The following is a 13,558-nucleotide window of genomic DNA, read 5'->3' on the forward strand; positions in this document are numbered from 1 at the left end:
TGGGAAAGTGTCCTAAGGTCTCATGGATAAATTGGGTGTGAATGCTTTCATCCCGGCGTCCGGCGGGCGAGCGCGTCGGGATCGTCCAGCGCCTCGCGGATCAGGACGAATTCGATAGGGAATGGGAAGGTCGCAACGCGCACATCGAGATTGCCATCGTCGCGAAGGGTCATGACCGTGTCGCCGTTCAGCAGGATGTCGCGGCTTAGAAATTCGCCGTTCTCGCCTTCGCGCATGTTGATTGCCACCACCTGCTCCGGCTGCACCCGGAACAGCAGCGCATGGTTCCAGCCATCGACCGCAAAGGCGCGCCCGCGCTCTATCCGGATGCGCTTGTTGTTGGTGGAGATGCGCCAGATGCCATCGATCGCGAGCGGCGTACTAAGATCCACGGCGTAGCGATCGGGCAGGGCCGCGCCAAGTGAGATGATCCACGGCTTCTCGCTCTCGATCTCGCCTCCGGTGGCGGTCGGGTCGAGCAATTGCGCGATGTTCGCCTCGGCAAAGCGTGCATAGGCGCCATCGGGAAACTCTGCGGCGTAGGCGCGGTAGGATTGCACCGTGTCGGTGCGTGCGGCGGCGAGCCAGGCCTGTTCGTCGAGCGCGGCGGTGTCCGTGCTTTCGATACCGCGGGTCGAGGACAGCGCGTCGGTCGCATCGGCGAAATCCACGAGCGGCGCTGCGTCGCCCGCTGCGGGCGCATCTTCGGCATAAAGACCGGTCAGCCACGCCATCTGCGTGTCGGGCCCTTCAACCAGAAATAGCGGTCTGCCGGTCATGGAAGCGGAGATGAACGGGCGCTGCTCGCCATCGGTGGCGGCCAGCACATCATCGCGCACCATCCCACCGAGCAGTTGCACCGGCAATCCCGGCTGCACGATCCTGCGGGCGAGAGCGAGCGCGAAGGGCGAATTGCCGCCCGCTCCATCGAAGGCGAAATTGCCCGGAGCAGCGGCGTAGATCACCAGCATGTCGTCAACCTCAAACGGCGCGAGGCCGCGCGAGACGCTGCGATTGTCGTCGGTCCAGCGCACTGCAAACGGATTGTTGCGGCATGCATCGAGCACTGCAATTCTCAACTGCGCGCCCTCAATCGTGTCCAGAATACGTCCGAACTCAACCGCTTCGAACGGCAGGTCCTTCTCTGCATTGAGCGCGGCATCGACCGGCAGCAGCCAGTTGGTGCCTTTGCTCTCGACCCCGTGCCCTGCGTAGTAAACGAGCGCGGCGTCCGCCCCTTCAGCCTTCTCGCGAAAGGCGCGCAGCTGATTCATGAATTGAGGCCGCGCGACGTTGGATGCGAGTTCCACCGTGTCGAAGCCCGCCTCACGCAGAGCGCCCGCGATCAGTCCGGCATCACGCCCCGGATTGGCAAGCTGCGAGGTGTGTTCGTAATCCGAATTGGCAATGACCAGCGCGACTTTCTGCGCGCTGGCGGGTGCAGGCGAAGCGAGCAGCAACGCTGCCAGCGCCGCCCAGGCAGCCGCCCATGCCAATGCAATCCGCTCCATCCTCTTCCCCTTGGGGAGCGAGAATAGAGCGCCTGTTCAATTCGTCCAGTTTCAAACGCGGGCGGCTGCCTTCGCGTCCACTGCTACTTCTTGACGGGAGGCGTTCCGCGCAGGCGTGAACGGTGGCTGGAGAGGTCGAGAACCTCGCCTGGCCCGTTGTCCTCCTGCTGCAGCAGGCCAAGACGGCGCGCGACTTCTCGATAGGCCTCTTCCTCACCGCCCAGGTCACGGCGGAAGCGGTCCTTATCGAGCTTTTCGCCGCTCGCCATGTCCCACAGGCGGCAGCCGTCGGGGCTGATCTCGTCAGCGAGGATCACGCGGCTGTAATCGCCATCGTAAAGCCGTCCGAACTCAAGCTTGAAGTCGACAAGGCGGATGTCGATCGCTGCAAACATCCCGCACAGGAAGTCGTTGATGCGGATCGCCATCGAAGAGATGTCGTGCATCTCCTCGTTCGAGGCCCAGTTGAAGCACGCAATATGCTCTTCCGCGACCAGCGGATCGCCGAGCGAATCGTCCTTGTAGTAATACTCGATCAGCGTGTGAGGCAGCGGCTCGCCTTCCTCGATGCCGAGGCGCTTGGAGATGGAGCCTGCCGCGACATTGCGCAGAACCACTTCGATCGGGATGATCTCGACTTGGCGCACCAATTGCTCGCGCATGTTGAGGCGGCGAATGAAGTGGGTCGGGATGCCGATATGCGAGAGGCGGGTGAAGACGTGCTCGCTGATGCGATTGTTGATCACGCCCTTGCCGTTGATCGTGCCCTTTTTCTCGGCGTTGAAGGCGGTCGCATCATCCTTGAAATACTGGATGAGCGTGCCGGGTTCGGGACCCTCATAGAGGATCTTGGCCTTGCCTTCGTAGATTTTGGAGCGGCGGGACATCGACAGAAAATTCCCCTCTTGCTGCGAATGGTGCCCGGGGGCGGAATCGAACCACCGACACGCGGATTTTCAATCCGCTGCTCTACCCCTGAGCTACCCGGGCATTCGCTGCGGCGACGGGGACGTTAGCGCATTTACGCTGCCCCGGCGAGCCAATGAGAGCGGCGCTATGGCGAAGCTGGCGGGCCTTGGCAAGAGGGAAAAGGGAGCAAATCGCGCCTTTTTCCTATTCCTGTGTATCCCAGTCACGTGCGGCAATGGTTTCGGGGTCGACCGGCTCGCCCGCAACCGTATATCCATCGCCGAACCACTGCGCGAGATCGCGGTCCTTGCACCGCTGCGAACAGAAGGGTGTGAATTCTTCAGCGCGCGGTTTCTTGCAGATGGGGCAGGGTTTGGAAGGTCTCGTCATGCGCTGACGACTTGGGCACTGGGCGCTTCGAGCGCAAGCCCTGGTTGGGTCTCTATCCGCAAGGGGCGGCCTGTCCGGCGCTCGACGTCCGTGATCCAGTCGGGCTTGATCTTGGCCGCGAGGGCAGGGTGGACCCGTAAGAGTGTGACGCCTGCCCCTGAGGCGCGCTCGGCGACGCGTATGGCATAGCGCGCGCACAGAGCCGTGCGGGAGGTGGCAAAGCGGTGGAGGAGTGAGGGGCCCTCGAGCCGCGCGACCAGTTGCACGAAGCCAAAACCGTTCATCGACGTGCGCTCATGCGACCAGTCGGCGAGAGCGTCTTCAAGCGCTTCGTCGACGGCTCGGCGGTCTGCTTTGGCTTCTAAAGTGGGAAAGTCGATGCCGATATTGCCGCCGATATCGAACCAGCGCAGCGCCTTTGCGATCGCAGGGACGGCGGCAAGCGCGAGATCGCGTGGAGGCAGATCGCCGTCGATATCGATCACCGTCATGGCCGGGGTCACACTGCAAAGCACTTCGCCACCTGCGAACGCGATGGTGCCCGAAGAGGCCGAGTGCCAGACCTCCTCCCAGTCGCCCATTTCGAACTGGCTGACGCTATCGCCAAGAACAAACAGGTCCTTCGTCCGTGTTTCGCCCGCTGTTTTTTCAGGATCGTCCAATGGCCGGCTGCCAACCATGAAACAGCGGCCCTGAGCGCGTTTAAGGCGTCCGCGTTCGGCGATGGGAGCGCGGGTGATGCGTACTCCGATCTGGGCGCCTTCAGTGGCCTCGGGTGGTAATTGATCGACGAGCACTTCCTGCCCGCTTTCAAGCGTTGCGGTGCCGCGTCTTTTGCCGGCAGTCCTGGAAGTGAGCTTGGCAAAAAGCCTATTGCCCGCGCTGATTTCGCCCGGCCACCTCAGCTTGGAAGCCACGATCTCGCCGTTTTCGATAAGCAGCGCCCGGGTTTCCCCAATCCCGTGCTCTACAAGCCACTCAGCCAATTGCGAAACCCGCCGACTTGAGCAGCGCCCGTGTCTCGTAGAGCGGCAGGCCCATTACGCCTGAGTGGCTGCCTTTCATCCACTGAATCAAGGCTTCGGCCTGTCCCTGAATCGCATAGCCTCCCGCCTTGCCGCGCCATTCGCCGCCATCGAGGTAGCTCGCGATTTCTTCGTCCGAGAGGTTCTTGAAGCGCACGACATTCTCGTTGAGCCGCTCGCGCAGTGACCCGTCAGGCGCGCGCAGGACGACGCTGGAAAGCACGACGTGTCGCCTGCCCGAAAGCAGTTTCAGGCAATCGCGTGCTTCTTTCTCGTCTTCGGTCTTAGGGAGGATGCGCCGCCCTGCCGCGACGACGGTATCGCCCGCCAGCACGAAGCCGGGAGCCTCGACGGCAAGCGCCTTCTCGCGGCCCATGCGAAGCGCGTAGTCGCGCGGCCGCTCATCTTTAAGCGGTGTCTCGTCAATATCGGCAGGTGTCACAGCATCGGGCGTCACGCCGAGACGCGCCAAAAGGTCGCGCCTGCGCGGTGAGGCCGATGCCAATGTCAGGTGAAGCGCGCTCATCAGCGCGTGCGCTTACTGAGGACCGGGACCGCCGCGGCCCGGCATAAAGCGGTAGGTGATGCGCGCCTTGGTGAGGTCGTACGGCGTCAGTTCGCAAAGCACTTCGTCACCCACCAGCACGCGGATGCGGTTCTTGCGCATCTTGCCTGCCGTGTGACCCAGCACTTCATGGCCGTTTTCAAGCTCTACCCGGAACATCGCATTGGGCAGCAGCTCGACGACGCGCCCGCGCATTTCGAGAAGTTCTTCCTTGGCCATGTAATTCCTTGCGTTTCTGGTTGTCGACGAATTGACATTCGCCGTGCAGTTGGTCGTTCTGCGCGGGCCATTTAGCGATGGAAGCACGAAAAGGGAAGAGCGCGCCGTTACCGAGCGGCCACTTGCGATGTGGTTTGCAGGGCGGTTTGTTGCATCCGAACGGATCGTTCTTGCGTTTCTTGCGTTGCATTTTGATACAATTCAGCCGCTTGCCCCTCCTAAGAATTCGCTCAAAAGGGCCTCAATGATCCTCTCCCCCATTTCGCGCACCGCCCTGCTGGCGGGGGCAAGCTATGCCGCCTTTGCCGGAGCGCCTCTTTCCGCAAGCGATGTCGATGCAGAGAATGACGCGCCCACTACCGCGCAGCAATCGGGTGACCAGTCTGGTTCTCAACCGCAAGGCGAGCGCGAGTTGGGCGAGGATTTCGGCTCGGGCTCCGGCGAGATCGTGGTTTCGGGTCAGCGTCTTCGCGGCCAGCTCGACGTGGAGCAGGCGCCGCTTCTTGAACTCGATACCGACGCGATCGCAGCAGAAGGCGTCACCTCGATCGCCGATCTCATCACCCAGATCACCAACCAGACCGGCTCCGCGCGCGGACGGGGAGGAGGCGGGCGGCCCGTCATTCTCATCAACGGCATCCGCGTCGGCTCCTTCCGCGAATTTGCGAATTACCCGCCAGAAGCACTCGAACGCGTCGAGGTCTTCCCCGAAGAAACCGCGCAGCGTTTCGGCTTTCCGCCCGACCGCCGCGTTATCAACCTGATCCTCAAGGAGAACTACCGCAACGCCGAGGTTGAGTTTGAATTCGAGGGCCCGTCGCGGGGTGGCTATTACCAGCGCGAGCAGGAACTGGGCTTCCTCCAGATTGCTGACGGTGCGCGGATCAACTTCACCTTCGAGGCATCGGACAACTCGATCCTGACGGAGGATGAACGTGACATCATCCAGACGCCCGGTTCGATATCTGACGTGGCGGGCGATCCCGATCAGGCCGAATTTCGCAGCCTCGTTGCAGATGCTCGCGGGCTTGAAGCGAATGTGAGCTACGCAAAGGCGCTGATCGACAGTGGAATCTCATTGTCGGCCAACGCGAATTACAATCGCAGCGACCGGCGCTCTTTGAGGGGCCTCAATACGGTGAGGCTGACCGATGCGGACGGGAACAGTGCTCTCAGGACTTTCGGCGAGGAGACGCCGCTTGAGCAGGTGACGGCGGAGGACTTCTTCAACGCTTCGGGATCGCTGACGAAACCGATCAATGCGTTTCGACTGACCACCACGTTCAATGCGGGATATTCCGAAAACACTCAGGAGATCGACCGGCGCTTCGATACCAGCGAACTGCAGGCCCGCGCACTCGATGGAGGTCTGGCTATCGATGGCGCCCTGCCGGAGGCGGTCGACGCAGGGTTCGACATTGCGCGCCGCAGAGGCGTAAGCGCTGAAACCCTCACGACTGTGAGGGGACCGCTCGCTCAGTTGCCCGGTGGGGAGCTTCTTGCGACATTCGATGTCGCATACGACTGGTCGAATTTGCAGAGCTCCGATACGCGCGGCAGCCTCCCTGCCGACCTGACGCGGGGCGATCTCTCGACCGGAATGAACCTCGTCATTCCGATCACCAGTCGCCGCAACGGTTTTGCAGATGCCTTGGGTAGCTTTACTCTCAACGGCCAGATCGGGGTCGACCGGCTTAGCGATTTCGGAACCTTGGGCGACTACACGCTTGGCCTGACCTGGGCGCCGTTCGACAATCTGGACCTGTCCGCAACTTACATCGTGCGCGAAGTTGCACCTGGTCTGAGCGCTCTTGGCGCGCCCCAGGTCGAAAACCTCAATTCTCCAGTCTTTGACTTTACGAACGGCGAGACCGTGCTCGCGACCGTCATCACCGGTGGCAATCCCGACCTGCTTGCCGAGACACAGCGCGACTGGAAATTTGCGGCCAACTGGGAGCTTCCGTTCTGGTCCGGCACGCGCTTCACGGTCGAGTATATCCGCAACCGCTCGGATGATGTGACCGCAGGCTTCCCGCAGATCACGCCCGAAATCGAAGCTGCGTTTCCGGGCCGAGTCGTGCGCGATGATGCTGGCCAGATCCTTTCGGTCGACCGACGCGCGGTGACCTTTGCCGAGACGCGGGCTGATCGTCTTCAGTTCAGCCTCTTCTTCCGCGGCAGCATCGGCGCTGGCCAAGAGCGCGGTGGGCCTCCCGGTGGCGGAGGCGGACCGCCTCGTGGGCGACCGCAGCAGGCATCGGGTTCGGGCGCTGGCGGACCTCCCGAAGGCGCTCGCGGTCCTGGTGGACGCGGCGGGCCCCCGAGTGCCGAGCAGCGTGAAGCCTTTATGCAGTTCCGGACACGCATTTGCGCCGATGACGGCCTCGAAGTGCTCACACGGCTGGCCGAGGCTGTGGCGAACGGCGAAGACCTTTCGACCATCGTCCCCGGTTTCGATGCGCAGCGATTTGCGCGTCTGCTCGACCGAGTACGCGGCGAGGATGGTGAGATCGACCCCGAACGCCTCGCCCGGGCGCGCGAGCGCATTTGCAGCTTCGATCCGGCGTCGATGGGACCGGGAGCGAGCGGCGGCGGCGGCGAGGGCGGTCCTCCCGGTGCTCCGGGTAGCGGACGCCGCGAAGGCTTTGCCGCGTTCCGAGCGATAGCCTGTGCCGAGGACGGAGCCGAACGGATCAAGGCGCTGATCGCGCGCATCGATGCGGGCGAGGATGTCTCGGATGAACTTCCCGGCTTCGATCCGGCAATGGCCGGGCGCATGCTCGACCGTCTTCGTGACGAAGACGGCAACATCTCCGATGAACGCATAGCCGAACTGCGCGGACGTTTCTGCCAGGGCGGCGGCGCGCAGGGTGACAGCGGTCAGGGCGGCGGTGGTCCCGGTGCGCGCGGTGGAGGCGGTGGTCCTCCGGGCGGCTTCAACCCTCTTGCGCGGCGCAGCTTCCCCGGTTTCCGCTACTTCGTGTCGCTCAACCACACGATCGAGCTTGAGAACGAGATCCTGATCGCACCCGGCCTTGCGCCGCTCGATCAGCTTGACGGTCAGGGCACGGGCGCATTCGGCCTGCCGCGCCATTCCTCGCGGCTTGAGGCGGGCATCTTTGGCGGCGGTCTCGGTATGCGGCTTTCGGGACGTTACACGGGCTCGACACGCCTCGATGGCACGGGACAGCCAGGATCGGCGGACCTGTTCTTTGGCGACCTCGCAACCTTTGACCTGCGCGTGTTTGCCAACCTCGACGAGGTCTTCAAAAGCGAAAGCCCGGTGCTTAAGAACCTGCGCATTTCCCTGCGCGCCGACAACGTCTTCGACGCGCAGCGGCAGGTGATCGACAGCAACGGCGAGACGCCGATCAACTTCCAGCCGTTCCTGATCGACCCCGTGGGCCGATTTGTCGGCATCGACATCCGGAAGTTGTTCTAGTCCAGCAACGCAGCGAGCCTTACGTTTAGTTCACGCTTAGCTTCGGAAACATCCAGCGTTGGATAAGTGAGGGAGCAAAGGGCTTCCATCCGCCTTCATCCTGCGAAAGCCGGTCAGCCAGCGCGAGCATGACCGAGGGGTTCACGCCAAGGCCAAGATGGCTTGCGTGGACCACGATGTTCTCGCTTGGGTGATCGCCTTCTTCCTGCACGCTCGCGCGCCAGTGGACGACGCCATCGGTCTTGGTGAGGATCGAAGTCGTTGGAACGGGCGGAGCGATGTGCAATTCGTCGAACTTGCCCTTCTGAATGACCTTCGGCTCGTTGCCATTGAGCAGTTCGAACAGGCGCTTGGCTGACGAATGGCCGCGATCGTTCGAAAGCGGGCTGCCCAGGCTTGCGACAAGGCGCACCTTTTCGGGATGCAGCTTCGCCAGTTCACGCGCCAGCACGCCGCCAAGGCTCCAGCCGATCAGCGAAACCTTACGGCCCGATGACTTGAAAAGCCGGGTCAGCTGGTTCTCCATCTTCATGACGGTCGCTTCGTTGACGCGCACATTGCGGCCCGATTCCCAGCCATGTGCGTCGTAATTGAGCTCGGTGAAGAGCCGGCGCATCGGGACGGTCGAGCGGTTCGAGGCCATGAAGCCGGGCAGGAACATCACCGAATGCCCATCGCCGCGTGGCAGCATCCGCATGGCGGGAAGCGCGGCGTAGAAAGCGGCGAATTCGCCCATCGCGCGGCCTTCGGTCAGGGTCCAGAGCCGGTTGGGCGGCTGGGCTACCCGTGCCTGAGGACCTCCGGAAAAACCGGATTGGCTGGGGGCGATGCTCGCCATATGTTCTCTCCTGCTTGTGCGCCCTTGTGCTTTTATGCGGTACGCACTCGTTATTGTTATGATCCCGCGAAAACTTGATATTCCTATTTGGCCGGTTTGCTCTCGATCTTTTTGGTCGTGGCCTTTGGCTTGCGTTTGGCAGGCTTCGCCGCCGACGAGGTCGTAGTTGCCTTCTTGGCTGGTGCCTTCTTCGCTGGCGCCTTTTTTGCCGGTGCTGCGCGCGTGGTCTTGCGTGCCGCCGGTTTCGCAGCCGTCTTGCGTGCGGGGGCCTTTGCCTTCGGAGCCGCGTCCAGCGCCTTTGCCGCTGCCAGCATGTCGTCAAAGCTGTCCTGAATGCACTGCGAGTAGAATTCCGGGTCGGGCAGGATGTCACGGCAGGCGGTGAAGCTGATGTAGGCCTCGTCGACATAGGACTGCACGACATGCGCGAGTCCGAGGCCGTCGGTGAGGCAGATGAGCGAGAGCGCCATGCTCTCCATCCGCGCACCGCTCGAATAGATGTGGACCGGCGGGCCGGGAACATTCGTGACGACCGTGTTGAACGGCATCGCCACCTTGTGAGCGAGGCTCACGCGGCTGAACAATTGCGCGCCCAGTGCCATGTAGAGTAGCGGATTGACCTTGCTCACCTCGGTCATGGTGCGCGCTCCCAGCGCGTTGGTCATCGCCTTGGAATTGCTGGTCTGCTTGAAGACGTATTGGAGCCGTTCCTTGGGATCGGCAATATGCGATCCAAGCGGCGCGATCATCGCTGCGACCTGATTGCCCATATCGCCCTTCTCGTCGGTCGAGCGGACCGAGATCGGCGCCATCGCCGTCATCGTCGATTTGGGCAGGTCGTTCTTGGCGGTGAGGTATTTGTTAAGCGCCCCGCCCACGACCGCGAGCGCAACGTCGTTGACCTTGGCGTCTGGCAGAAGCGCGCGGATCGACTTGAACTCGGCGAGATCGAAAGTGCGCCCTTCGACCACGCGGTGCGGTGAAATGGTCTTGTTGAAGCGCGTGCGCGGGGGGACAAAATCGCTGGTGAGCTGGAAATCGCGCGTCACCAGACCCTTGATTGCGCTCGCGACGCCCGGGACGGCTTGTGCAGCGACCTGCGCCTGCTTCAATGGGTTGAGCAGCGCGTTGAAATAGCTCTTGCCAAGCAGTTCGACCGGGCCGGGGATTTTCTCTGGCTTCCAGTCGTCGGGCTTGTTCGGGGGCGTTGTCGTGGGCGTCGTGGTGTGCGTTGCCTCCATCAGGTCGATCCCGCTCATCCCGTCGATCGCGGCATGATGGACCTTTGTGACGAAAGCGAAGCAACCCTTGGGATAGCCGCGAACGTTGTCGAGCCCTTCGACCACGGTGAATTCCCAAGGCGGGCGGCTGAGATCGAGCGGGCGGGCGTGGATGCGCGCGGCCTGAATGCACAACTGTCGCCAGTCGCCGGGCTTGGGCAGGGCGACGTGACGGACGTGGTACTCAAGGTCGAAATTGGGATCCTCGACCCAGTATGGATAGTCGAGGTCGAACGGCACGCGGACCAACCGTTGACGCATGGTGGTCGACAGCTGCAGCCGGTTCTCGATGAAGCTCAATATGTCTTTGAAGCGGACGAAGCCGCCGGGCGCGGTTTCTGGATTGTAGATGAGCACGCTGCCGATATGCATCGGCGAATTTGGTGATTCCATCGCGACGAACGATGAATCCATACCCTGCAATTGACGCAAGCTGCCTCTCCGTTTCCTCGCACCCAAAGCGCGCGAGGGCTGTCCCATCCGGCTCTTTATCGAGCTCTTAGTCGATTGGTAGGCACGTTTCATCTGCGTGACAACCTTACGCGCCCGTGAAGTGGCGCAGTTGTCACAATCTGTGTAACTTTATTGCGTCGCAATGCTTTCGCCTGCGGCCACTCCGCTCGCCCAGGCCCACTGGAAGTTGTAGCCGCCCAGCCACCCCGTCACATCGACCGCTTCGCCGATGGCGTAGAGGCCGGGGACTTTCTTCGCTTCCATCGTCTTGCTCGACAATTCGGACGTCGAGATGCCGCCGATGGTCACTTCTGCCTTGGCAAAACCCTCGGTGCCGGTGGGGGAAAAGCGCCAGTCGCCAAGCTGAGTGCCTGCCTTGCGCAGTTCCTTGTCCGAGACATTGCCAAGCTCGCGCTCGATGCCGAGGCGGTCTGCCAATGCGTCAGCAAGCCTGTCCGGGAGATGCTCCCGCAGCACGCTTTTGAGGCTTGCACGCGGGCGGTCGCGCTTGAGTTCGATCAGCCACTCGGCATCGGCTTGCGGAAGAAACTTGATGCCGACTTCCTCGCCGTGACGCCAATAGGACGAAACTTGCAGGATCGCCGGGCCTGACAGCCCCTTGTGCGTGAAAAGCGCGGCTTCATCGAAGGCGGTCTTGCCCGCGCGTGCCTGAACCGGCGCAGAAACGCCCGACAATTCTCGAAACAGCACGTCGTCTCCCCCCAGTGTCAGCGGGACGAGAGCAGGGCGCGGCTCAACCACCTTGAGACCGAACTGGCGCGCGAGGTCGTAGGCAAAGCCGGTAGCGCCCATCTTGGGGATCGAGGGGCCACCAGTTGCGATAACGAGGGCAGGAGCGGCGTAGCTTTCGCCCGATGCTGATACAGCGAAATCTTCACCGTCCTTCACAACCGCGCTCACGTCTGCGTTGCAGATAACGTCGACGCTCTCGGGACATTCATCGAGAAGCATCTGCACGATCTGATTGGCCGATCCGTCGCAGAACAGCTGACCCAGCGTCTTTTCGTGCCATGCGATCCCGTGAGCATCGACGAGGTCGATGAAGTCCTGCGGCGTGTATCGTGCCAACGCAGACTTGGCGAAATGCGGGTTGGCTGAGAGATAGTTCGCAGGGCCTGCGTCGACATTGGTGAAGTTGCAGCGCCCGCCGCCAGAGATCAGGATTTTCTTACCGGGCCGGTCCGCCTTCTCAAGCACCGCGACACGCTTGCCATGCTGCCCGGCTCTTGCCGCGCACATCAGGCCGGCTGCGCCTGCGCCTAGGATTATGACGTCATAATGCTTCACCGCCACGCCCGTAGGCGCGCCAGCCGCGCTTGCCAATTGTCGTTATTGCACGAGCTTGCGGTATGAGGGGAAGCCGACGCACCGGGGTTTGGCGCCGACCTCCCCTCTCCCGGGACAATGGTCAGACCGCAGGCAGTGCGGGCTGAGCAACTGTGACAAGCTTGCCGAGCGTGTTCCATTCCTCGCGCGGGGACCAGTTGCGGTTCGCGCCAAGATAAGAGTGCTCATCAAGCTCGAGCAGGCCGATGATGACTTCGGCAACGATTGTCGCGCCCACGGGGCCGAGCGCTTCGCCTTCCTTGTCGCTGCCATTCACCTCTGCCCGGCCGATCACTTCGGCTTCGGCGAGGAGGTAGAGCCACAGCGGGATACCATCGGCGCCAAGGTCGCCGTTCACCTTCTCGACTTTCTTGATCACCTTCTTGATCGTCGCCTCGTCGCATCCGATCGCATCGGCAATCTTCTCACCTCCGGGAAGGAGGAAGGTGTTGCCGCGAAGCAGATTGCGCGTTGCGAGCGAGTTCTCGGCAGGGGGCGCGATGAAGGGCAGGGCAAGTAGGTCGCCTGCAAGCTTCGTGTCGAGCTTCTGCGCGCGTTCGACCTGGCGGTTCTCCGGCGTGAAGAGCAGCTCGTGCCAGTCGACCACCGCCCTTGGATCGCCAACCGCGTCGAAGCCCTGACCGAGCAGCGAACCGAACAGTTCAAGCGCGCTCTCGCCCTTGCGGGTCTGGACCTTCATTGGGATCATCGAGTGGCCGAAGCGATAAGCGGCGACCGAAAACTCGACCGGGATGAAGGGTACCGGGCCGCAATAATGCTTGCGCCCGCAGCCGAGGATCTTCTCGACTACCGGAATGCCGCACATCGCGGTCAGGAAGTCATTCACCAGCGCCCACTGGTAATGCCAGGTCGTCTCCTCGCGAGAGGCTTCGTAGAGCTCGTGACCCTCAAGGCCCGTTTCGCCATGGATCGTATCGGCGACGTGGTTATGGAAGCGGATGATCGCCAGCTGGATCTGGCTGATGATCCGGTTCTCGTCATTGCGCGGGTCGCCGATGATCGCCCGGCCATTTGGGGCGCGAAGGAGATCGTGTTCGGCAAGGCCCGCCTGACCCGGATTATCGGCTCCGGTCAGCAGCTTTACGCCGCCAAACGGTCCGCCTTGTTCGAACAGGTAAGGCTGCGCCTCGGGGCCGAGGCCGTAGATGCAGTCGAGGTCGAGCGTCGGGGTCCGCACATTGGCAATTTCGCCCGGATTGTCGACGACGCTGTCGAACGTGGTGCTCGCATCCAGAGTGATATCGTGATCAACAAACTGGCCGAAGAAGATCATGCCGACCGGCACGGTGTCGGTGCGGTCGTTCTTTGCGCCGCCATCCATCGGGCCGCCCTTTGCGCCGATAGCGGAAAGAATGTTCGGGTTTGTGTAGGCCGGGCTGAGCTTGGGGAACATCCGACCGAACCGGTCGTCCCGCTGCTCTCCTTCGTTTTCGTGGCCGTATTTCTTTACGTTGCAATAGGGGCTGAGGCCCTCGAGGGGCTTCATCCCGTGGTGTTCTTGACCAGCCATTTATTTGCCTCCTGTTAGTTAAACAAAGGCAACCCGTCAGATTTATTT

11 protein-coding genes and 1 tRNA gene are annotated in these 13,558 nt (G+C 62.2%); 1 reads left to right on the forward strand and 11 read right to left on the reverse strand.

The window, feature by feature from the left end:
- Window positions 1–47: 47 nt before the first annotated feature.
- The 7 genes from NAP1_RS15765 to infA all read right to left on the reverse strand — a co-directional run bounded on the left by NAP1_RS15765 (window position 48) and on the right by infA (window position 4,619).
- Window positions 48–1,511: a caspase family protein gene (locus tag NAP1_RS15765; RefSeq protein WP_007163486.1), complete on the reverse strand. Its 1,464-nt coding sequence runs from the start codon at window positions 1,509–1,511 to the stop codon at window positions 48–50.
- Between the two features lie 83 nt (window positions 1,512–1,594).
- Window positions 1,595–2,398, reverse strand: coding sequence for a phosphoribosylaminoimidazolesuccinocarboxamide synthase (gene purC / locus NAP1_RS01715; protein ID WP_007163487.1), 804 nt, complete (start codon window positions 2,396–2,398; stop codon window positions 1,595–1,597).
- Between the two features lie 28 nt (window positions 2,399–2,426).
- Window positions 2,427–2,501 (reverse strand) — tRNA-Phe (locus NAP1_RS01720).
- Between the two features lie 123 nt (window positions 2,502–2,624).
- Entirely contained in the window at window positions 2,625–2,810 is a 186-nt protein-coding gene (locus NAP1_RS01725) for a DNA gyrase inhibitor YacG (RefSeq protein ID WP_007163488.1), read from the reverse strand.
- Complete coding sequence (locus tag NAP1_RS01730) at window positions 2,807–3,796, reverse strand: ribonuclease E/G (protein WP_007163489.1); 990 nt, start codon at window positions 3,794–3,796, stop codon at window positions 2,807–2,809. The genes NAP1_RS01725 and NAP1_RS01730 overlap by 4 nt, the downstream gene beginning before the upstream one ends.
- Window positions 3,789–4,361, reverse strand: a complete 573-nt coding sequence (locus tag NAP1_RS01735) for a nucleoside triphosphate pyrophosphatase (protein WP_007163490.1) — start codon at window positions 4,359–4,361, stop codon at window positions 3,789–3,791. The genes NAP1_RS01730 and NAP1_RS01735 overlap by 8 nt, the downstream gene beginning before the upstream one ends.
- A 12-nt stretch (window positions 4,362–4,373) precedes the next feature.
- Complete coding sequence (gene infA, locus NAP1_RS01740; RefSeq protein WP_007163491.1) at window positions 4,374–4,619, reverse strand: translation initiation factor IF-1; 246 nt, start codon at window positions 4,617–4,619, stop codon at window positions 4,374–4,376.
- A 244-nt stretch (window positions 4,620–4,863) separates the two neighbouring features.
- On the opposite strand from infA, the gene NAP1_RS01745 reads away from it, so the two are divergent.
- A complete protein-coding gene (locus NAP1_RS01745) occupies window positions 4,864–8,061 on the forward strand; it encodes a hypothetical protein (protein WP_156777170.1) in 3,198 nt (1,065 codons plus the stop codon).
- A gap of 25 nt (window positions 8,062–8,086) precedes the next feature.
- Here the strand turns inward: NAP1_RS01745 and NAP1_RS01750 are convergent, their stop codons facing one another.
- The 4 genes from NAP1_RS01750 to NAP1_RS01765 all read right to left on the reverse strand — a co-directional run bounded on the left by NAP1_RS01750 (window position 8,087) and on the right by NAP1_RS01765 (window position 13,510).
- Window positions 8,087–8,899, reverse strand: a complete 813-nt coding sequence (locus tag NAP1_RS01750) for a triacylglycerol lipase (protein ID WP_007163493.1) — start codon at window positions 8,897–8,899, stop codon at window positions 8,087–8,089.
- Window positions 8,900–8,982: 83 nt separating this feature from the next.
- Complete coding sequence (locus tag NAP1_RS01755; RefSeq protein WP_256364603.1) at window positions 8,983–10,659, reverse strand: wax ester/triacylglycerol synthase family O-acyltransferase; 1,677 nt, start codon at window positions 10,657–10,659, stop codon at window positions 8,983–8,985.
- 102 nt (window positions 10,660–10,761) lie between these two features.
- Window positions 10,762–11,892 (reverse strand): NAD(P)/FAD-dependent oxidoreductase, encoded by a 1,131-nt coding sequence (locus NAP1_RS01760; protein WP_050750448.1) that lies wholly within the window; start codon window positions 11,890–11,892, stop codon window positions 10,762–10,764.
- Window positions 11,893–12,061: 169 nt separating this feature from the next.
- On the reverse strand, window positions 12,062–13,510 hold the full coding sequence (locus tag NAP1_RS01765; protein ID WP_156777171.1) for a heme peroxidase family protein: 1,449 nt from the start codon (window positions 13,508–13,510) through the stop codon (window positions 12,062–12,064).
- Between the last annotated feature and the right edge of the window lie 48 nt (window positions 13,511–13,558).

Source organism: Erythrobacter sp. NAP1, from assembly GCF_000152865.1.
Lineage (GTDB): Bacteria > Pseudomonadota > Alphaproteobacteria > Sphingomonadales > Sphingomonadaceae > Erythrobacter.

Bases quoted from the DNA above. Each gene is read 5' to 3' on its own strand.
- NAP1_RS01735 (WP_007163490.1), bottom strand. From the start codon at position 4,361: ATGAGCGCGCTTCACCTGACATTGGCATCGGCCTCACCGCGCAGGCGC.
- purC (WP_007163487.1), bottom strand. From the start codon at position 2,398: ATGTCCCGCCGCTCCAAAATCTACGAAGGCAAGGCCAAGATCCTCTAT.
- NAP1_RS01750 (WP_007163493.1), bottom strand. From the start codon at position 8,899: ATGGCGAGCATCGCCCCCAGCCAATCCGGTTTTTCCGGAGGTCCTCAG.
- NAP1_RS01765 (WP_156777171.1), bottom strand. From the start codon at position 13,510: ATGGCTGGTCAAGAACACCACGGGATGAAGCCCCTCGAGGGCCTCAGC.
- NAP1_RS01725 (WP_007163488.1), bottom strand. From the start codon at position 2,810: ATGACGAGACCTTCCAAACCCTGCCCCATCTGCAAGAAACCGCGCGCT.
- NAP1_RS15765 (WP_007163486.1), bottom strand. From the start codon at position 1,511: ATGGAGCGGATTGCATTGGCATGGGCGGCTGCCTGGGCGGCGCTGGCA.
- infA (WP_007163491.1), bottom strand. From the start codon at position 4,619: ATGGCCAAGGAAGAACTTCTCGAAATGCGCGGGCGCGTCGTCGAGCTG.
- NAP1_RS01755 (WP_256364603.1), bottom strand. From the start codon at position 10,659: ATGGGACAGCCCTCGCGCGCTTTGGGTGCGAGGAAACGGAGAGGCAGC.
- NAP1_RS01760 (WP_050750448.1), bottom strand. From the start codon at position 11,892: ATGTGCGCGGCAAGAGCCGGGCAGCATGGCAAGCGTGTCGCGGTGCTT.
- NAP1_RS01745 (WP_156777170.1), top strand. From the start codon at position 4,864: ATGATCCTCTCCCCCATTTCGCGCACCGCCCTGCTGGCGGGGGCAAGC.